The organism is Luteibacter jiangsuensis, from assembly GCF_011742555.1.
Lineage (GTDB): Bacteria > Pseudomonadota > Gammaproteobacteria > Xanthomonadales > Rhodanobacteraceae > Luteibacter > Luteibacter jiangsuensis.
On the sequence record NZ_JAAQQR010000009.1, the window covers coordinates 57619 to 76663 of the forward strand.

The following is a 19045-nucleotide window of genomic DNA, read 5'->3' on the forward strand; positions in this document are numbered from 1 at the left end:
GCACCCCACTCCGCGCCCACCGGCGCTACCAAGAAGCTGTACAGCCCTGTTGTGAAACAGGGTCAGGGAGAGTTTTGACCAATGACAAGCATGTTGAAGCGAACCGCGCTCGCCACGGCCTTCGCCGCCGGCCTTTTTGCCACCGTCGCCCAGGCGCAAAGCACCGTCGGCGATATCTACGGCAGCGCCGAGGTGTCCCAGGGCATCGAAATCCACAACCTCGGCACCGGTGCGAAGCGGACGGTAGCCGTGGGCGAAGACGGGCGCTACCGCGCCACGTCTCTGCCAGTCGGAAGTTATCGCGTGAACGTTCAGCAAGACGGACGCACCGTCGCCAGCCGCGACATCAACGTTGTGGCCGGCCAGTCCGCGCAGGTGAACTTCATCGCGCCCGCGGTCCAGAGCGACGCGCAGGCTCTGGATACCGTCACGGTATCGGCCACCGCCCTGGCGGCCATCGACGTGGCGTCCGTCGAATCGCGCACCAGCTTCACGGCCGACCAGCTCAACCGGCTGCCCGTGCCGCGCAACGTGGTGGACGTGGCTGCACTGACGCCGGGCACCGTCAAGGGCGATGAGACCTTCGGGAACCTGCCCTCGTTCGGCGGCGCGTCCGTCGCGGAGAACAGCTACTACGTCAACGGGTTCAACGTCACCAACCTCTACAACAATCTGTCGTTCGCCGAAGTGCCCTTCCAGGCGATCCAGCAGCTCGACGTGCAGACCGGCGGCTATGGCGCGCAGTACGGCTTCTCCACGGGCGGTGTGACCTCCGTGATCACCAAGCGCGGCACGAACGAATGGAAAGGCGGCGCCAGCTGGGTCTATACCCCCGCATGGGGTCGCGAACAGTCGCCCACCACGTACACGAAGGACGGCAACCTCTATCGCACATACCAGAAGGACAGCGATAACCGGAACGTCTATTCGGCATGGCTAGGCGGAGCGCTGGTGAAGGACAAGCTGTTCTTCTACGGCATCTTCCAGTCCGAACGCCGGACGGAAACCACCTATCCCGTCGCCACGTCCTCGGCTGCCGCGCAGCGCAACACGCGTGACAACCCGTTCCATCTGATCAAGGTGGACTGGAACATCGACGATGCGAACGTTCTGGAATGGACGTCGATGAACAACACGCAGCACACGACGAATCGTTACTTCGCCCCGTCGATCGATGCGAACGGCAAGCCCTCCACCAACGATTATCTGGGGCGCCGCCAAAGGAAGACCGGTGGGGCCACCAACATCTTCAAGTACACCGGTTACATCAGCGACGACCTCACCTTGTCTGCGCAATGGGGCAAGATGAAGAGCAAGAATTCCTCCGAATACATCAGCGCCGACGGCACCGTCACGAGGTACGACGGGAACATCGAAGGCGGGAACTCCGGCTGTCCGTACATCATCGATCGCCGCTCCAGCACGCTCTCGGGGGCCACCAGCCCGATTCGCTCCTGCTACCTCAGCAGCCAGGTCGATCGCTTTGACGGCGAAGACCAGCGTACGGCCTATCGCATCGATCTCGACTGGCGAATCGGCGATCACAGCCTCGCGGGTGGTTACTCGCGCGAGAAGTGGAATTCGGAAGCCGGGAAGAGCTACGCCGGCGGCGTCCTCTACTACTACCGCACGAACTCGGCGGGTGAGGACTATGTCACCCGTTACAACTTCCGCACCGGTGGCTCGGTGTCCGTCGACCAGAAATCCTGGTACCTGCAGGACAACTGGCAGGTCACCGACAACGTTCTCGCCTACATCGGCATACGCAACGATTCGTTCGAGAACAGGAACGGTGCCGGGCAACGCTTCGTGCGCCAGGCCAACATCTGGCAGCCGCGCCTGGGCTTCGCATGGGACGTGTTCGGCGACTCGGCCACGAAGGTCTTCGGCACCGCCGGCCGTTATTCGCTGCCCATCGCGGCCAACGTGGCGCTGCGTGCGGCCACCGCCTCGTATTACACGATGCAGAACTTCTCGTATTCGGGCATCGATCCGACGACCGGCGCACCGACACTGGGCGACGCCACGGGCGACCGGGTCATCGTCAACGGCGCGAACGGCAGCACACCGAATCCGAGCTCGGTCGCGTCGAAGGGACTCAAGCCCTATTCACAGGACGAGTACATCCTGGGGTTCCAACACCGCATCGTCAGCGACAATGCGCTCCTCAATGACTGGGTGGTTGGCGCCAAGGCCACCTATCGCAGGCTCAACAACGCCATCGACGACACCTGCGACTGGCGCCCGTTCTACGACTACGGCAAGTCCATCGGCCTGGACGTGGACGCCAATGGCGATCGCTTCTCGCCGCCGGCCAGCACGCCCGGCTGCTTCATCTACAACCCGGGCAGCAAGGTGTCCGTGGACGTGGATCTCGACGGCAGCGGCACCCTGCACAACGTGACCCTTCCGGGCAGCCTGTTCGGGCCCAAGGCCAAGCGCACCTACCAGGCAGTGACGCTGTCGGCGGAAAAGACAAGCGAGCGCCTGTACGTCAACGCGTCCTATACCTGGTCGAAGAATCGCGGCAACACGGAAGGCCTGGTGAGGTCCGACAACGGCCAGGACGACACCGGTACCACCAGTGCGTTCGACCATCCGGAGTTGATGATCGGTGCCAACGGCTACCTTCCGAACGATCGGCGGCACAGCTTCAAGGTCTACGGCGGCTACAGCCTGTCGCCGGAATGGTCCGTCGGCGTGAATGGACTCCTCGAGTCAGGTCGCCCGACCAGTTGCTTCGGTGGCGGCGATGGAACCGTCGCCGGCATCCCGAGCTATAACTCGGAGTTCTTCTACTGCGAAGGGAAAATCTCCGGACGGGGACGTGGCAAGCGCCTTCCGTGGACCTGGACACTGAGCCCGAACGTCGTCTACACGCCGGCCTTCGCGAAGGGCCTCACCATGCAGCTCGACGTGCTCAATGCATTCAACAATGCAAAGCCGACCTACCTCTCCGAGGTGGCGGAGAACGGTGCCGACCAGACGTACTACGGCACCACGTATCGCGTACCGAAGAACTATCAGGCCCCGCGCTCCCTGCGCCTGATGGTGCAATACGACTTCACGCTGTAATGCGAAAGGGCCGCCCTCCGGGGCGGCCCTCTTCCTGCTCAGAGAACCAGAGGGCGGTCCGGCAGTTCGTTGCTTCGTGAATCGCCGTTGGAGGGGAAATGCCGTGCGAGAAGTGCACCGGCTTCCGCCACGCCCGTCTGCACCGCTTCACGGAAGCGGCCTTGCGCGAACTGGTCGCGCATGTGCGTGGTAATGGCTTCCCACTCGGGGGGCGCCACGACTTTTGCGATGCCGCGGTCGGCGACGATCTCTATGCGATGTTCCGAGAGCAGCACATAGAGCAGCACGCCGCAGTTTTCCTCGGTATCCCACACCCGCATATGGGAAAACAGCATGGCCGCGCGGTCGCGTGCGGTCACACCAGCGGCCACGGCCGAGAACGGCAGCCGCGACTCGATGGCCACCCGGAGTTCGCCGCGATGCCGGCCCTCGCCTTCCGCCACCGTTTTCGCGATGGCATCGAGCGTGGCCGAGGGAAACTGCCTGCCCATCTGGAACCAGGCACCGAACAGGTTGGTTGCGATTCGTCCGATATCCATCACCAGTTCCCCGACGCGCCGCCACCACCGAAACTGCCGCCGCCTCCGCTGAAGCCGCCGCCTCCACCACCACCGAAACCACCGCCGCCGAAGCCGCCTCCGCCGCCCCATCCACCGAACCCGCCCCACCCGCCACCGCCGATGGAGCGGCCGGCGCCGAGCGGAATGGCCATGAACAAGGCACCGGCAACGAGACCGAGCAGGCCACCCAGGATGGAATGGAGGAACAGCCAGCCGATGCCGCCGGCGAGCACGCCACCCAGCGGCATGCGCACGCCGAGCGGCGCCCGACCCAGGATGCCGCGCAGGAAGATGGCCGCGAAGAGGAGCGGCACCAGCAGGTGACCGCCGCCGCGGCGTTCGTGGCTTTCGTCGGGCGCGACCGGTGGCGGCAGCGCCTCGCCCTGCACGATCTGCGTGATCGCGTTCAGGGCCTCGTCGATGCCGCCGTAATAGTCGTTGGCCCGCAGTTTCGGGGCCATGTATTCGCGAATGATGCGCGAGGCGATGGCGTCAGGCAGCGCGCCTTCCAGGCCATAGCCGACCTCGATGCGCACGCGTCGGTCGTTCTTGGCAAGGAGCAGCAGCAACCCGTCATCGGGCCCTTCCCTGCCGACCTTGTTCGTTTCCGCCACCTTGAGCGAATAGCTTTCGAGATCGTCGGGCTGGGTGGTCGGCACCATCAGCACGACGACCTGCGCGCCCTTCGTCTTTTCCAGATCGACGAGCCGCGCATCCAGGCGCGCGACCTGATCGCTGGTCAGGGTACCGGTGAGGTCGGTGACATGGCGCGTCAGCTTCGGCACGGGCGCGTCGGCCCGTGCCGCGAGGGGCGGCACGAGCAAGGTGACGGCAAGGAGCAGCGCTGCCGCGAATCCGCGCATCAGTGGCCGGCCGAGGAAGCCGGCGCCGGGGTGGAGCCGAAGTCGACGGTGGGCGCCGTGGAGATCGCCTTCTCGTTCTCGACGCTGAAATTCGGCTTCACCTTGTAACCCATGACCTTCGCCGTGAGGTTGTTGGGGAAGGAGCGGATGAGCGTGTTGTAGCTCTGCACCGCAGCCACATAACGGTTACGCGCCACCGTGATGCGATTCTCGGTGCCCTCCAGCTGGGCCTGGAGGTCGCGGAACGAACCATCGGCCTTGAGCTGCGGATAGTTCTCGCTGACCACCATCAGGCGGGACAGCGCGCTGGTGAGCTGCCCCTGGGCCGCCTGGAACTTGGCGAGGGCTTCCGGATCGTTGAGCAATTCCGGAGTGATCTGCGTCTGACCGACGCGGGCACGGGCATTGGTGACCTCGGTGAGCACCCGTTCCTCGTGCTGCGCGTAGCCCTTCACGGTGTTGACCAGGTTGGGCACGAGGTCGGCGCGGCGCTGGTACTGGTTCAGCACCTCGGACCAGGCGGCCTTCACCGCTTCGTCTTCGCGCTGGATGGCGTTGTAGCCGCAGCCGGAAAGGAAGGCGGCTAGCAGGACGAGGGCGAACGTGCGGACGAGGGTCTTCATGGCGGCGGGTTCCGTGGAATGTGCCGCAACAACTTACCCCAAACCGCAGCTCGTAGGAGCGCGCCCTGCGCGCGACAGATTTTCGGGCCAGTCCCCACGTTCGCGCGCCAGCTCCGGGGCACGGCCCCAAAAGATGTCGCGCGCGGGGCGCGCTCCTACAAAAAACGCGGCAGGAGGATCAGGCCCCAGGTGACCACCACCATCACCAACAGCAGAAAGACGGCCGCTGAGCCCATGTCCTTGGCCCGGCCTGCCAGTTCGTGAAATTCCGGGCTGACCTTGTCCACGACGGCCTCGATGGCCGAGTTCAGCAGTTCGGCCGACAGGACCAGCACCGGGAAAGTGATCAGCAGGATCTTCTCGATGGGGCCGTGGCCCAGCCACAGGCCGAGGGGCACCACGACGACGGCCAGCAGCACCTCGAGCCGGAACGAGGCCTCGTGCCGGAAACACGCCTTGAGGCCCTGCATCGACCACTGGAAGGCCGCGTAGATCTGCCGCGGCCCCCGCCGCTCGGTGGATGCCATGTCGCTCAGGCCGCCCGCGCCGGGGCCGGGCCGGCGGCGAGCTGACGGGTGGAAAGGTTGCGCTGCGGCATCGGGGCTGGGCCGGGGGTCGTGGACGGCCCGATATGATGCCACAGGCCGCCTTCCGGCCGGCTTAGGGCCTTTGGCGTGGCGAATCGCCGCGCCCCTCTGGCGGCGCAGCACAACCGCGCCGACCATTTGTATTACGCTTGAACGGTTGTGACTCCGTTCAGGGTCACGGCGACGGGAGCCGGCTCCGTCCGTGCTCGCTGTTTCCAAATGTCCGGAAAATACATGGCAATCCAGAACCCGCCCGTTTCACAGACCAAGTCCTTCAGCACGGTCTTCCTCATCGAGATGTGGGAGCGCTTCGGCTTCTACGGCATGCAGGTGCTGATGGTCACCTACATGGTGAAGAAGCTCGGCTTCGCCGACGTCGACGCCAACCTCGTCTGGGGCGCGGCTTCTGCGCTGATCTACGCCACCCCCGCCATCGGCGGCTGGATAGGCGACAAATTCCTCGGTTCGCGCCGCACCATGCTCAGCGGCGCCGTGGTGCTGATGATGGGCTACGCCCTCCTCTGGATCCCGACCAACAATGCGTACGCGCTGTACCTCGCGCTGGGCGTCATCATCCTCGGCAACGGCCTGTTCAAGCCCAACGCCGGCAACCTCGTGCGCAAGATCTACGAAGGCGACGAGGTCAAGATCGACAGCGCGTTCACCATCTACTACATGGCGGTGAACGTCGGCTCGACGATCTCGATGCTGCTCACGCCCTGGATCCGCGATTACGTCGGCGAACATTACGGCGACGCGCTGGGCTGGCACACCGCGTTCGGCGTCTGCTCCATCGGCCTGATCCTCGGCCTGATCAATTACTACTTCATGCGCCGCACCCTGGCGCATATCGGCTCGGAGCCGGACTACCAGCCGGCGAAGGCGAAGAACGTCCTCGGCGTGATCGCCGGCGGCATCGCCATCATCGCCGTCTCGGCGTACATCCTGCAGAACCAGGGCGTGGCGCAGCTTTGCGTCTACGCCGCCGGCGTGGTGATCCTCGGCATCTTCGTACACCTGATCCGCTCCAGCGAACCGGGCGAGCGCGCGGGCCTCATCGCGGCGCTGGTGCTCACGATCCAGACGATCTTCTTCTTCATCTTCTACCAGCAGATGTCGACCTCGCTGAACCTGTTCGCGCAGCGCAACGTCGACCTTTCCTTCGGCATCTTCGGCTTCGAGATCTTCCGGTGGATTCCGGAGCAGTTCCAGTCGCTCAACGCCATCTGGATCGTGATCCTCTCGCCGATCCTGGTCTGGATCTACAACTCGCTCGGCAGGCACGGCAAGGATTTCCCGGTTGCCGCCAAGTTCGCCCTCGGCTTCGCCGCCGTGGCCGCCGGCTTCTTCATGTATGGCCTGGGCGCCACCACGGCCGTGAACGGCGCGATCTCGTCGTGGTACATGGTGTGGGGTTACGGCCTCTACTCGCTCGGCGAAGTGCTGGTGAGCGGCCTGGGCCTGGCCATGATCGCCCGCTACGTGCCGGCGCGCATGGGCGGCTTCATGATGGGCGCCTACTACGTGGCTTCCGGCGTGGCGCAATACATGGGCAGCGTGGTGGCCAACTTCGCGGCCATTCCCGACAACATCACCGATCCGCTGCAGTCGCTGCCCATCTACACCAGCCTGTTCAACAAGCTCGGCTTCGTGGGCGTGGGCTGCACGGTCATCGCCGTGGCGATGCTGCCGTTGATGAAGAAGCTTTCCGCCAACCACGCGCTGTCGGCCTTGCCGCCGATACCGCCCGTGCACAACGAAGACCTGTGACGGCTTAGGGGCCGCGCCGCGAGGCGCGGCCCTCACGCCACGACAAGACCACCGTGAGCGACATCCTGCCTATGCCATCGTCCCGCTCCGGTCCCTTCGCCCTTGCCCGTACCCTCGCCTGGCTGCGCCTTTGCGCGATCGCCGGCCAGAGCGTGGCGATCCTCACCTGCATCACGCTGCTCAAGCTGGACGTACCGCTGCTGCCGCTCATGATCGGCGTCTGCGTGCTCGCCGTGTTCGCGGCCGCGGCCTCCTTCCGCCTGGGTATGCCCTGGAAGGTGAGCGAAGGCGAGGCCATCGTGCACATCGCCGCCGATACGCTGGTGCTGGGTTACCTGCTCTACTGCACAGGCGGCGCCGCCAATCCTTTCGTGACGCTGCTGCTGGTACCCATCGCCCTGTCCGCGGCGGCGCTTTCCGTGCCCGGCGTGTCGCTCGTCGCGATCCTCACCGGCGTGGCCTACGTGTTGCTGGTGCCTTACCACCTTCCCCTGCCGACGCTGGGCGACAAGAGCCAGGATTTCGATCTCTACGTGGCAGGCATGGGCGTCAACTTCGTCATCATGGCGATCCTCCTCGGGGTGTTCATCAGCAACCTGGCAAAGGCCCTCCGCGTCCAGCAGGGCGAGGTGCAGCGCGTGCGCGAGCGCGCGCTGCGCGACGAAGGCATCCTCGCCATCGCCACGCAGGCGGCCGGTGCCGCGCACGAACTGAACACACCCCTTTCCACCATGCGCACGCTGCTCCCGGAAATTCGTCGCGAGCACGCAACGGACAACGCACTGGGCGAAGACCTGGACCTGCTCGACGGCCAGGTGGAGCGCTGCCGCACCATCCTGCGCGAGATGGTGGCCTTCGGCCAGGCACAACTGTCGCAGGTGCCGGAACGCCTCACGCTGGACGAGTTCGTGCACGTATGCCTCGAGCGCTTCCAGCTGCTGCGGCCCGAAGCGGACGTCACCGTCACCCTCGAACCGGGCGCCGGGCGCATCGCGCTGCGCTCGCCGCCGGGGCTGCGGCACGCCCTCATCAACCTGCTCAACAACGCCGCCGACGCGTCGGCCATGAACGAGAGCACGGCGGTCCATCTGCGCATCGGCGTGGTGGAGCAGTGGCTGGAGCTCACGGTCACCGACGAAGGTCCCGGATTCGACGAATTCGACGAGCTCGGCACGCTTGGCCTCTCGCAGAAGGCCACGGGCCTGGGACTGGGTCTCGCCTTGGCCGAGGCCACGGCGGAACGACTGGACGGCGAACTTGCCGCGAGCAACACCGGGCACGGCGCCGAGATGCGCCTGCGCTTGCCCCTCAGGGTCATTGGAGACTACGCATGAACGAGCTCGCCCCTCCGTCGGGACGCCCCCTTTTGATCGTGGACGACGATGCCACGTTCGCCCGCGTTCTCGGCCGGGCGCTCACCTCCCGCGGCTTCGAGGTCATCAGCAGCGACAACGCCGACGACGCCCGCGCGCTGGCGCGGCGACACCAGCCGCGCTACTGCGTGCTCGACCTCAAGCTGGGCGAGGAGAACGGCCTGCGGCTGATACCGGAACTGCAGGCACTCGTCCCCGACATGCGGGTGCTCCTGCTCACCGGCTATGCCTCCATCGCCACGGCGGTGGAAGCGATCAAGCGCGGCGCGCACGATTACCTCGCGAAGCCGGTGGACGCCGATGCCGTGGTCCGGGCGCTGCTCGACGGCGACAGCGGCCCCGGCGACCTCGACGACCTCGTGGACGCCCCTGACGCCCCCCTGCCGTTGCGCCGGCTGGAGTGGGAGCACATCCAACGCGTGCTGACCGAATGCGAAGGCAACATCTCGGAGACCGCACGCCGCCTTGGCATGCATCGCCGTACCTTGCAGCGCAAGCTGAGCAAGCATCCCGTGCGCGAACGAACCGACGACCGATGACCCCGATCAAGCCTTTTCTGTGCGTGGCCCTTCTTGCGCTGGCAGGCGGCGCGCATGCGCATGACGGCATGTCCGGCATGGCCATGGGCCACGAGGCGCCCCTGGGTTTCGACGCGGCGATGGACGCGCAGGGACACCTTTGGGTGGTGGACACGGTGGGCGAGCATGTGCGCGCGCGCCGGTCCGACGACATGGGCCGCAGCTTCGCGACGTCGACCATCGTCAATCCCGTGGGCGAACCGCTTTACGCCGAAGGCGAGAACCGGCCGAAGATCGCGCTGGGCCCCAACGGGGAGCTTTACGTGAGCTGGTCGCAGCCGCGCAAGCTGCCGTGGACCGGCTTCGTCCGTTTCTCCCGCTCGCTCGACGGCGGCGCGCACTTCGACGAGCCGAAGACGGTGCATCGGGACACTGCGGAGATCACCCACCGGTTCGATTCGCTTGCCGTTGACGGCAAGGGCGACGTCGTAATCGCGTGGATCGACAAGCGCGACCTCGAAGCGGCAAAAGCCAAGGGCAAGCCCTATCTCGGGGCCGCCACCTACTACACCTGGTCGACCGACCGCGGCGCGGCGTTCGCACCCGAGCGCAAGATCGTCGACCAAAGCTGTGAATGCTGCCGCATCGCGCTGGCACGCGCGCCGGACGGCCGCATCGATGCCTTCTTCCGCGCGATCTACGGCGACAACATCCGCGACCACGCCTATGCCGCCCTGCCTGTCGGCGACGGCACACCGAACGTGCAGCGTGCGACGTTCACCCAATGGCATATCGAGGGCTGTCCGCATCATGGGCCTTCGCTGGCCATCGACGGCTCCGGCGTGCGTCACGCGGTATGGTTCAGCGCGGCCGGTGGGAACGCCAGCATCTGGTACGGACAGCTCCAGCCCGGCCGCGAACCCGCGCACCTTGCAAAAGTGGCAGGCGCAGGCGCATCGCATGCCGACCTGGTCGCGGACGGCAAACGGGTGTGGGTCGCCTACCATCAGGTTTCCGCGAAAGGCCTCGACCTGATGCTGCGCGAGTCCAACGATGGCGGCGACACCTTCGGCGAGCCCCGGGCCATCGCACACACGAGCGACGCATCGGGCTGGCCGAAGCTGGTGCTCTGGCAGCATCGTGCCTTCGTCGCATGGAATCCGAACGGTCAGTTCCGCCTCGTGCCGACGGAGGCGCTGTAATGCAACGCTTCGCCATTGTCTGCGCTTGCGCGCTCTCGCTGGCGGCGGCCATGCCCGCCTTCGCGGGGGCGCCGCAAGCCCTCGGCACGGACGACGTCGCCGCGCTGCTGGCCGTGCCGGCGAAAGGCGCGCGGCTCGTCGCCATCTGGTCGCTGGATTGCGCGTACTGCGAACAGAACCTTTCCTCCCTGCGCGCTTACCAGCGCAACCATGCCGATGTCGACCTTGTCTTCGTCGCCACGGATCCGCTGAGCCAGTCCACCGCCCTCGAAGCGCGCTTGAAAGCCGCGAAACTGGACGACGTGCCTTCCCGTGCCTACGCGGAGTCGACGCCGGACCGGCTCAACTTCCTGATCGACCCGGCCTGGGGTGGCGAGACACCGCGAACGCTCGTGATCAAGGCGGACGGTACGCGCAGGGCTTACAGCGGCGCACTGGACGTATCGCACGTGGAAAAGCTTCTGCGCTGAGGTGTGCGCGCGCCCTGGCGCGCTCCTACATCAGGATTCCACCGGCTGCGGATGCGGGAAACGCACGCTCGCGACGCGGTTGGCTCCCGGGAGCGAGCGCAGTTCGAGCGGCCACTGGAAGCGGTCGGACAGGCGGCGCGCGATGGCAAGGTCGAAGCCGTGCCGGTCCACGGACGCATGCCGGCGGCTGCCCGCCTCCGGCACGTCGAGCGCCGGGTTGATCACACTGACGCTGCCCGGCATGACGGTGACCATGATCGTGCCTTGGTCGGTCTGCTGCAGGGCGTGCCGGATCAGCTGCCCGCAAAGCACGGCGAACACACGCGGCGACGCGTGCAAGGCAAAGCTCGCCGGCTCGTCGAGCACCAGTTCGACCGGGCGTCCCGCGATCAGTTCTCGCGCGTAATCCACTTCCTGGCGAAGCACCGTGTTCACCACGAAGTCTTCCTCCGCAAGGCCTTGATCGGACTCGCGCGAGAGGATAAGGAAAGCCTCCACCAGTGCCTCGAGCTCGCGGGTGGAGCGACGGATACGCTCCAGCGAGCGGTAGCCCACGTCGGAGAGTTCCGTCTCGTCGGCCAGCATGTCCGAAGACATCTTGATGACGGTCAGGGGGCTCCGCAGTTCGTGGCTGGCGTCGCGGGTGAAGTTGCGCTCGCGCTCGCTGTAGCCTTCGATGCGGCTGGCCAACCCGTGCAATCCGCGGATCAGCGACGACACGTCGCCGTCGGAATGCTTCCCGCCCTCGCGGTCCAGGCCGGCCATGTCCGGCTTTTCCGGGTCCCATGCGTCCAGGAGCCGCGCCAGCGCCGCCACGGGAATCCACTCGCGCGACACGGCGATCCAGGCGAGCGCGCCCGAGCAAAGCATGATCGCGATCGCCGCGCCGATGGGCGCGACATTGTTCGCGGCCATGAGCGACGCGGTGATCATGACGATCGTCTGGAGCGCGAAGACGACGGCGACGCGTACGCGGAACGAGCCGCGCCGACGCCGTTTACCCTGCGATGACCTGCCTTCCATCGATCAGACCTGGTGCTGCTCCCGCTTCATGCCGTCTGCGACGCGGCGACTTCGGAATCGAGGTCCGCCAGACGGTATCCAGCGGAGTGGATGGTGTGCAGCAATGGGCGGTCGAACGGCTTGTCGATCACGCGGCGCAGGTTGTACAGGTGCGAGCGCAGCGTGTCGGAGTCGGGAAGCGTGTCGCCCCAGATCTCCCGCTCGATATCGCGGCGGCTGACGACCCGCGGCGATTCGCGCATGAGGATGGCGAGCAGCTTCAGGCCGATCGGCGACACCGTGAGCTCCTGGCCACCACGGGTCAGGCGCAGGGTAGCCGTGTCGAGGGTCATGTCGCCGACGTTCAGCACTTCCGAGGAAACCTGGCGGCGATCGCGGCGAATCAGCGCGCGCAAGCGGGCTTCCAGCTCGCGCACTTCGAAGGGCTTCACGAGGTAGTCGTCGGCACCGGCCTCCAGGCCCACCAGCTTGTCTTCCAGGGTGTCCCGCGCGGTGAGCATGAGCACCGGCGTGGACTTCTTGCCGTCCTTGCGCAGCTTCCGGCAGACGTCCAGGCCGTCCATACCCGGAAGCATGAGATCGAGGACGATGACGTCATAGCTGTTGGAAACGGCGAGATGCAGGCCACTGACGCCGTCGGCGGCGTAATCCACCGAATAGCCGCGGCGCTCCAGGAATTCGCCGACCATTTCGGCGATCTGGCGATTGTCCTCGACGAGAAGGATCAGTCCAGCCTGTTCGTCGCGTGTGCTCATCTGCTCCACTCCTCTGGTGATTCACAAATGTGAAGAGTTAACGGCCGGGCCGGTGAGAGCAGCGTGAAGACCGAAAACAATGTTCATTGTGCGGACGATTACGTGGACGAAGCGTCGTTTAATGGAGCATCGGACTAAGCGCTTTCCACACATTCTCCGCCACCCGAGGTTCGCCGGCGGCCTTCGGATGCAGGCCGTCGTCCTGCATGAGCGCGGCGTCGAGCGCAACGCCGTCGAGCAGGAACGGCACGAGCGAAGCCCCGTGCTTCTTCGCGGCGTCCGCGTAAACCTTGCGCAAGCCGTCGCGGTACTGTGGCCCGTAGTTCACCGGCAACTCGATGCCCAGGAGGAGAACTTTCGCCCCCGCCGCCTTGGCCGCCTCGATCATGGCGTCGAGGTTGGCTGCCAGCTGGGTCAGGGGCAGGCCCTGGAGACCGTCGTTGGCCCCCAGTTCGATCACCACGACGCCCGGCCGCTGCTTCGCCAGCAGGGCCGGCAGGCGGTTCCTGCCACTCAGGGAGGTTTCCCCGCTGATGCTGGCATTGACCATCGTCCATGGCGTCGCCATCTTCGAGGTGCGCGCGTCCAGCAGACGCACCCAGCCGGCTTCCACCGGAATGTTGTGCGCCGCCGACAACGAGTCCCCGAGCACCAGCACCTTGCGCGGCGCCTCCGCCGCGGAGGCGATGGCGCACCAGACGAACAGCAACAGGACCAGGCAACGACGCATGAGCGATTCTTCCAGTGTTCTTCTCGAAGTGGCGGATGTTAGCAAGTCGGTTTTCGGACCGGAGGGGCAGCTGGACATCCTTTCCGGGGTGAATCTGCGGGTGGCGGCCGGCGAGAGCTTCGCCATCGTCGGCGCTTCCGGCTCGGGGAAGACCACCTTGCTGGGATTGCTTGCCGGGCTCGACGTTCCCACCGCCGGCAGCATCCGGCTCGACGGGCAGGCCCTGGAGAGCATGGACGAGGAAGCCCGGGCCGCGGTACGACGCCGCCTGGTGGGCTTCGTGTTCCAGTCCTTCCACCTCCTCCCGGCGCTGACGGCGGAGGAAAACGTAATGCTGCCGATGGAGCTGGAGGGCGACGACACGGCGCGCGAGCGGGCGCATGCGGCACTGGATGCGGTGGGCCTCGGTGCCCGCCGCAAACATTACCCCGCCCAGCTCTCCGGCGGCGAGCAGCAACGCGTCGCGCTGGCGAGGGCGTTCGTGCATCGCCCACGCATCCTTTTCGCCGACGAGCCCACCGGCAACCTCGACCAGCACACGGGCGAACACGTGGGCGACCTCCTGTTCGAGATGAACCGGCAGCACGCGACCACCCTCATCCTCGTGACCCACGACGCCCGGCTCGCGGCACGTTGTGCCCGTTCCGCCGAATTGCACGAAGGACGCCTCGGAGTGCCCGCGTGAACGTCGCCCGGCTCGCTCTTCGCACGCTGCGCCGCGAATGGCATCTGGTCGAACTGCGCACCCTGGCCGCTTCGCTCGTACTGGCGGTCATCGCCCTTGGCGTCGTCGCCACCCTTTCCACGCGCATCGAACGCGGCATCCTCGCCAGCGCCGCCGAACTGATCGGCGGCGACCTCGGGGTGAGCGCCCCGGCGCCGCTGCCGGATGCGATGCTGCGCTCGGCACAAGCCGACGGACTGACGGCCACCCGGGGCGCCGCGTTCCGCAGCGTGGCTTTCGTCGGAGAGCACAGCCAATTGCTCGACGTGCTCGCCACGGACGGCGTCTATCCCCTGAGGGGCACGCTGGAAGTGCGAGGGGCTGACGGGCGCGACCGCGTGGCGCATGGTCCGCCGCGAGGGCAGGTGTTCCTGGACCATCGCGCCATGGTGGGTCTGGGCATCCGCCCCGGCCAGACCGTCCAGATCGGCGGGCGCGACCTCGCAGTGGCCGCGGAGCTCCTGCGCCAGCCCGACGGCGGGGAGTTGTTCGCGCTCGCGCCCCGCGCGCTCATGAACCTCGACGACGCCAACGACGCCGGCTTGCTGTCCGTGGGCAGCCGCGCACGCCACCGCCTGCTGGTGTCCGGCTCGCCGGCCGCGGTCGCCGCGTGGCGCAGCGACCTCGAAGGCAGCGATCTGCCCGCGGGTGCCGAGCTCATCACGCCCGAAAAGATGCAGGAGCGGATGCGCACCGCGTTCGATCGCGCCAGCGCCTTCCTCCGCCTCACCGCGCTGCTTTCCGCCTTGCTGGCTGGTGTGGCCATCGCCCTTGCCGCCGCGCGCTACGCGCGCCGCAAGGCCGGCGAGGTCGCCCTGCTGCGCGCCCTGGGCACGCCCCGCCGGCGCGTGGCGGCACTGCTGGTCACGACCCTGGCCGCGCTGGCCTTGCCCGCCGCCGCGCTGGGCATGGCCATCGCGCTGGGGCTCGCGCAAGGCGCGTGGTACTTCGCCCGCCAGCTGTTCGACAACATTCCCACCACCCTCCCGCTCGGACCCGCGTTCGCGGCGGCCGCGATGGGCCTCGCCGTGCTGGCCGGTTTCGCCCTCCCGCCCCTCGTGCGCCTCGCGGAGGTGCCCCCGGTGGCCGTCTTCCGCGAATCCATGCAGCGGCGCGTGCGCCGGTTCGATGCCCTCTACCTCGTGCCGCTGGTCACCGCCGTGCTGCTGGTGTGGGTGCAGAGCGATTCCGCGAAGCTGGCGGGCATTCTCGCCGCCACGCTCGCCGGCGTGGCGGTGGTGGCCGCGCTGCTCTCCGCGCTGCTGCTGGTCATCGCGCGCCGCGTGGCGCCCGGCGCGCATCCGGCGCTCCGTCTCGGCCTTGCGGCCCTCGCCCGCCGGCGCGGTCTTTCGCTGGTGCAGGCCACCGCGCTCTCGCTGGGGCTGTGCGCCCTCCTCCTGCTGGCCGTCGTCGCGCCTTCCCTGCTCGAAGGCTGGCGGCGCGAACTGCCTGCCGACACGCCCAACTGGTTCGCGCTGAACCTCCAGGACGACCAGCGCGCGGCATTCACCAAGGCATTGGGCGACATGGGTGCCACCCGCACCAACATGATGCCCCTCGCCGTGGGCAAGCTCACCGCGATCAACGGAAAACCGATCGACAGCATCGCCTTCGCCAACGATGACGCGAAGGATTCGGCGGACCGCCAGCTACGCCTGTCGTGGGCCGCGGAGTTGCCGCCTTCGAATCAGGTGGTGGAAGGTACCTGGGCGGGCCCGGCGCCTTCCCAGGCGGAGGTCTCCGTCGACACCTCGTGGCGCGACCGCTACCAGTTGAAGATCGGCGACACGCTCAGCTTCGAAGTGGGCGAAGGTACGTTGGACGCGAAGGTAAGCAGCGTGCGCAAGGTGGACTGGAGTTCGTTCCGCGTGAACTTCTTCCTCATGCTCGATCCCGCGCATGCGGATCAGTTGCCGCACACGTGGCTGACGAGCTTCTACCTTCCGCGTGGACGTGGCGATCGACTGGCGAAGGTATCGCGCGACTTCGGCAACCTGAGCCTGATCGACGTCGACGCGCTGCTCGACCGTGTACGCGAGATCGTCGATCGCGTCGGCGGCGCCGTTCGTTGGGTGCTCGGCTTCAGCCTGCTCGCGGGCGCGCTCGTGCTCGCCGCAGCCCTGGCGGCGAGCGCGCAGGAACGACGCAAGGAGGCCGCGCTGCTGCGTACGCTGGGCGCCACGCGGGCGCAACTTCGCGCCGCGGCCGCCTGCGAATTCGCCCTGCTCGGTCTTGTCGCCGGCCTGACCGCGGCGCTTGGCGCCCTGGGTGCCGGCCTGTGGCTGGGCAACGCGGTGTTTCGCATCGAGAACTTCGTGCCGCCCCTGTGGCCGCTTATCGGCGCCGCCGCGCTGGCCGCGTTCGTGGTCATGGCGATAGGACTCTTCGGCACGCGCAAGGTGGTACGCACCTCACCGATGGCTTTGCTGCGCGAGGGGTGACCCCGCGGGGCGGTCAGCTCGCGCCGTCGGCCCGCATTTCCAGCGACATCACGATCGCGTCCTCGCGGCCTCCCCTTGCCGGGTAGTACGAGGGGCGACGCCCGATCTCGGTGAAACCGAGCGAGTCGTAAAGCGCCTTGGCGACGGGATTCGACGGACGCACCTCCAGGAAGATCCGCTCCGCGCCATACCAACGGGCGAGATCGATGAGGCGGCGCATCATGCGGCGGCCGTAGCCCAATCCGCGATGGGCGTTGCCGATGCACACGTTGAGCACGTGCGCCTCGCCGGCCGCCACTGAAAGGATGCCGTAACCGGCGATCTCGCCCTCGTGCAGGATGACCCAGCAGTTATGGCCTGCCTGGAGGCAGTCGCGGAAAATGCCGGCGCTCCAGGGAAATTCGTACGAGGCGTGTTCGAGGGCGACCACAGCGTCGAGATCGTCGCGGCGCATGGCGCGAATCTCGGTGGACGGGCGTGCCACGGCGACCATCGGGTCAGGCTCCGCGCAGGGTCGGTCCGAGGGTACGCAGTCCGTTCCACAGACGGCGCTTCGCCGCCGGGTCCGTGAGGATCGCGGCCGGCGTGTCGACCAGCAGGATCTGCGCGGCGCTCATCACCGCCGCGGGAAGGTTCCGGCCCAGCGCCTTTGCCTGCGCCTCGCCGAAGACGATGTACGCCTTGGCCACAGGAATGTCACCCAGCCCGCGTTCACCGGCTTCCAGTCGCGCGGCGCGACCGGTGGCCGGGCCATAGGCACGCAAGGCGCGGCCCACGAGATCCAGTTCCCGCGCGCTGGCCCCCGCGGGAAGCACCACGACGCAGGCCGTCTGTACCGTACCCGTCGCGTCGTTTGCCGGAACGGCTTCCGTCCCGGACGCCACCGGCCCGGTGCGCAACCGCCAGGGCGTGATGCCCATGACCTTGAGCAGGCGCTGGCGTCGGTCGGGAGCGGCAGCCACGTGGATTACTCCGGCACCCTGGCGCGGCGGGCACGGCGGCGCCGCGTGGCCCGCCCCCAAAGGGTCATGACAGGGCCCGACACCGTGTAGATTACCGCCACCGCGAACAGCACGCGCGCCGTGTCGACGAGCAGCAACACCACGATCAGCACGGCGGCAATGAGCCAGATGAAGGGAACGCGATCGCCCTTCGGCCAGGCCTTGAAGCTGAAGTAACGTACGTTGCTGACCATCAGCAGGCCGGCGATCACCGCCAGCGGCATCGCGAAGAACGCCACGGAAGGGCCGGGAATGTCGAATTTTTCCATCGTCCAGACGAACGACATGCACAGACCGGCTGCCGCCGGACTTGCCAGACCCTGGAAATAGCGCTTGTCGGCCACGCCCACCTGCGTGTTGAAGCGTGCGAGACGCAGCGCGGCGCACACGGCGTAAATGAAGGCCGCCGCCCAGCCGATCTTCCCCCACACCGGCCCGTAGGCGGCCAGCGAGGAAAGGGCCCAGGTATACATGACGAGTGCCGGCGCCAGACCGAAGCTGACCAGATCGGACAGCGAGTCGTACTGCACGCCGAATTCGCTCTGCGTATTCGTGAGCCGCGCGACGCGTCCGTCCATGCCGTCGAGGATGCCCGCCACGAACACCGCCAGCGCGGCTACCGCGTAATGTCCCCCGATGGCGGAGACGATCGCGTAGAAACCGGCGAACATCGCGCCCGTCGTGAACAGGTTCGGAAGCAGGTAGATGCCGCGATGACGCGGCGCCCGGACTTGGATCGGATCGCTCATGGGCCATTCCGTGACATGGGCCGCCAGTGTAGCCCAGCCGCGGTGAAGCGTCAGTCTGGCGCCTCCCCGCGCGGAACCGGGAACTGTGTCGCTTGCACGGCCTGGTGCCGGGTGATACTTGTTTCCGACACACCTTCCGCCGGATGGCCCTCGCATGCGCCGAATCGTCACCCTTGCCGTCCTGCTCGCGGCCTGCCCGCTGGCTTTTGCCCAGGCCTACAAGTGGAAGGACGCCCAGGGCGTCACGCATTACGCCGACTCGCCGCCACCCGCGGGCACCAAATACGACAAGGTGAAGACCACCGGCAGCGTCGTCCCGCCGGCCGGCCAGACCCCGCCACCGCCACCGGCCGCCAAGCCGGAGCCGGAAAAACCGTCTGCCGGGCCGACCGCCGACACACCGGAGAACCGGGCCAAACTCTGCGCCACGCTGAAGTCCAACATGGAAACCCTTGCGAAACCGCAGCAGGTTTCGGTGGACGACGGCAAGGGGGGGCAGGTCCCGCTCGACGACGCCGGCCGCAAGCGCCAGATCGAAACCACGCAAGCCCAGATGACCCTGTACTGCAAATAGGTTCCTT

The 19045-nt window shown here is 67.0% G+C and carries 19 protein-coding genes; 9 read left to right on the top strand and 10 right to left on the bottom strand.

The window, feature by feature from the left end; genetic code table 11:
* The first annotated feature begins 90 nt into the window (after window positions 1-90).
* The gene (locus tag HBF26_RS16475) at window positions 91-3075 is read left to right on the top strand and encodes a TonB-dependent receptor (RefSeq protein WP_167128963.1); all 2985 of its coding nucleotides are present in this window, start codon (window positions 91-93) and stop codon (window positions 3073-3075) included.
* Window positions 3076-3113: 38 nt separating this feature from the next.
* Here HBF26_RS16475 and HBF26_RS16480 read toward each other — a convergent pair whose 3' ends face one another.
* The 4 genes from HBF26_RS16480 to HBF26_RS16495 all read right to left on the bottom strand — a co-directional run bounded on the left by HBF26_RS16480 (window position 3114) and on the right by HBF26_RS16495 (window position 5648).
* Window positions 3114-3614, bottom strand: coding sequence for a TPM domain-containing protein (locus HBF26_RS16480; protein WP_193569943.1), 501 nt, complete (start codon window positions 3612-3614; stop codon window positions 3114-3116).
* Entirely contained in the window at window positions 3614-4498 is an 885-nt protein-coding gene (locus HBF26_RS16485; RefSeq protein WP_167128969.1) for a TPM domain-containing protein, read from the bottom strand. The genes HBF26_RS16480 and HBF26_RS16485 overlap by 1 nt, the downstream gene beginning before the upstream one ends.
* On the bottom strand, window positions 4498-5121 hold the full coding sequence (locus HBF26_RS16490; RefSeq protein WP_167025480.1) for a LemA family protein: 624 nt from the start codon (window positions 5119-5121) through the stop codon (window positions 4498-4500). The genes HBF26_RS16485 and HBF26_RS16490 overlap by 1 nt, the downstream gene beginning before the upstream one ends.
* A 155-nt stretch (window positions 5122-5276) precedes the next feature.
* Entirely contained in the window at window positions 5277-5648 is a 372-nt protein-coding gene (locus HBF26_RS16495) for a diacylglycerol kinase (RefSeq protein WP_167128972.1), read from the bottom strand.
* A 294-nt stretch (window positions 5649-5942) separates the two neighbouring features.
* Between HBF26_RS16495 and HBF26_RS16500 the strand changes: the two genes are divergently transcribed.
* From HBF26_RS16500 to HBF26_RS16520, 5 genes are all read left to right on the top strand, one after another.
* Window positions 5943-7478: a peptide MFS transporter gene (locus tag HBF26_RS16500; protein ID WP_167128975.1), complete on the top strand. Its 1536-nt coding sequence runs from the start codon at window positions 5943-5945 to the stop codon at window positions 7476-7478.
* A gap of 71 nt (window positions 7479-7549) precedes the next feature.
* Window positions 7550-8812 (top strand): ATP-binding protein, encoded by a 1263-nt coding sequence (locus tag HBF26_RS16505; protein WP_167129102.1) that lies wholly within the window; start codon window positions 7550-7552, stop codon window positions 8810-8812.
* Window positions 8809-9390, top strand: a complete 582-nt coding sequence (locus HBF26_RS16510; RefSeq protein WP_167128978.1) for a response regulator transcription factor — start codon at window positions 8809-8811, stop codon at window positions 9388-9390. Before HBF26_RS16505 ends, HBF26_RS16510 begins: the two co-directional genes overlap by 4 nt.
* Window positions 9387-10571, top strand: coding sequence for a sialidase family protein (locus tag HBF26_RS16515; RefSeq protein ID WP_240151396.1), 1185 nt, complete (start codon window positions 9387-9389; stop codon window positions 10569-10571). The genes HBF26_RS16510 and HBF26_RS16515 overlap by 4 nt, the downstream gene beginning before the upstream one ends.
* Window positions 10571-11041, top strand: a complete 471-nt coding sequence (locus HBF26_RS16520; RefSeq protein ID WP_167128980.1) for a TlpA family protein disulfide reductase — start codon at window positions 10571-10573, stop codon at window positions 11039-11041. Before HBF26_RS16515 ends, HBF26_RS16520 begins: the two co-directional genes overlap by 1 nt.
* Before the next feature lie 30 nt (window positions 11042-11071).
* Here HBF26_RS16520 and HBF26_RS16525 read toward each other — a convergent pair whose 3' ends face one another.
* The 3 genes from HBF26_RS16525 to HBF26_RS16535 form a co-directional block, all read right to left on the bottom strand.
* Complete coding sequence (locus HBF26_RS16525) at window positions 11072-12064, bottom strand: sensor histidine kinase (RefSeq protein WP_167128983.1); 993 nt, start codon at window positions 12062-12064, stop codon at window positions 11072-11074.
* 26 nt (window positions 12065-12090) lie between these two features.
* Window positions 12091-12819 (bottom strand): response regulator transcription factor, encoded by a 729-nt coding sequence (locus tag HBF26_RS16530; RefSeq protein ID WP_029213612.1) that lies wholly within the window; start codon window positions 12817-12819, stop codon window positions 12091-12093.
* A gap of 118 nt (window positions 12820-12937) precedes the next feature.
* On the bottom strand, window positions 12938-13549 hold the full coding sequence (locus HBF26_RS16535; protein WP_167128985.1) for an arylesterase: 612 nt from the start codon (window positions 13547-13549) through the stop codon (window positions 12938-12940).
* On the opposite strand from HBF26_RS16535, the gene HBF26_RS16540 reads away from it, so the two are divergent.
* Entirely contained in the window at window positions 13548-14234 is a 687-nt protein-coding gene (locus HBF26_RS16540; RefSeq protein WP_167128987.1) for an ABC transporter ATP-binding protein, read from the top strand. The genes HBF26_RS16535 and HBF26_RS16540 overlap by 2 nt on opposite strands.
* The gene (locus tag HBF26_RS16545; RefSeq protein ID WP_167128988.1) at window positions 14231-16714 is read left to right on the top strand and encodes an FtsX-like permease family protein; all 2484 of its coding nucleotides are present in this window, start codon (window positions 14231-14233) and stop codon (window positions 16712-16714) included. The genes HBF26_RS16540 and HBF26_RS16545 overlap by 4 nt, the downstream gene beginning before the upstream one ends.
* Window positions 16715-16727: 13 nt before the next feature.
* On the opposite strand, the gene rimI is transcribed toward HBF26_RS16545, so the two are convergent.
* From rimI to pssA, 3 genes are read right to left on the bottom strand one after another with little or no spacing between them, the layout of a single operon-like run.
* A complete protein-coding gene (gene rimI, locus HBF26_RS16550; protein WP_167128990.1) occupies window positions 16728-17207 on the bottom strand; it encodes a ribosomal protein S18-alanine N-acetyltransferase in 480 nt (159 codons plus the stop codon).
* A gap of 4 nt (window positions 17208-17211) precedes the next feature.
* Window positions 17212-17676, bottom strand: coding sequence for a hypothetical protein (locus HBF26_RS16555; RefSeq protein ID WP_338039695.1), 465 nt, complete (start codon window positions 17674-17676; stop codon window positions 17212-17214).
* 5 nt (window positions 17677-17681) lie between these two features.
* Window positions 17682-18464 carry a CDP-diacylglycerol--serine O-phosphatidyltransferase gene (gene pssA / locus HBF26_RS16560; protein ID WP_167128992.1) on the bottom strand — a complete coding sequence of 261 codons (783 nt, stop codon included), beginning with the start codon at window positions 18462-18464 and terminating at the stop codon, window positions 17682-17684.
* A gap of 154 nt (window positions 18465-18618) precedes the next feature.
* Between pssA and HBF26_RS16565 the strand changes: the two genes are divergently transcribed.
* A complete protein-coding gene (locus HBF26_RS16565; protein WP_167128994.1) occupies window positions 18619-19038 on the top strand; it encodes a DUF4124 domain-containing protein in 420 nt (139 codons plus the stop codon).
* Window positions 19039-19045: the final 7 nt, after the last annotated feature.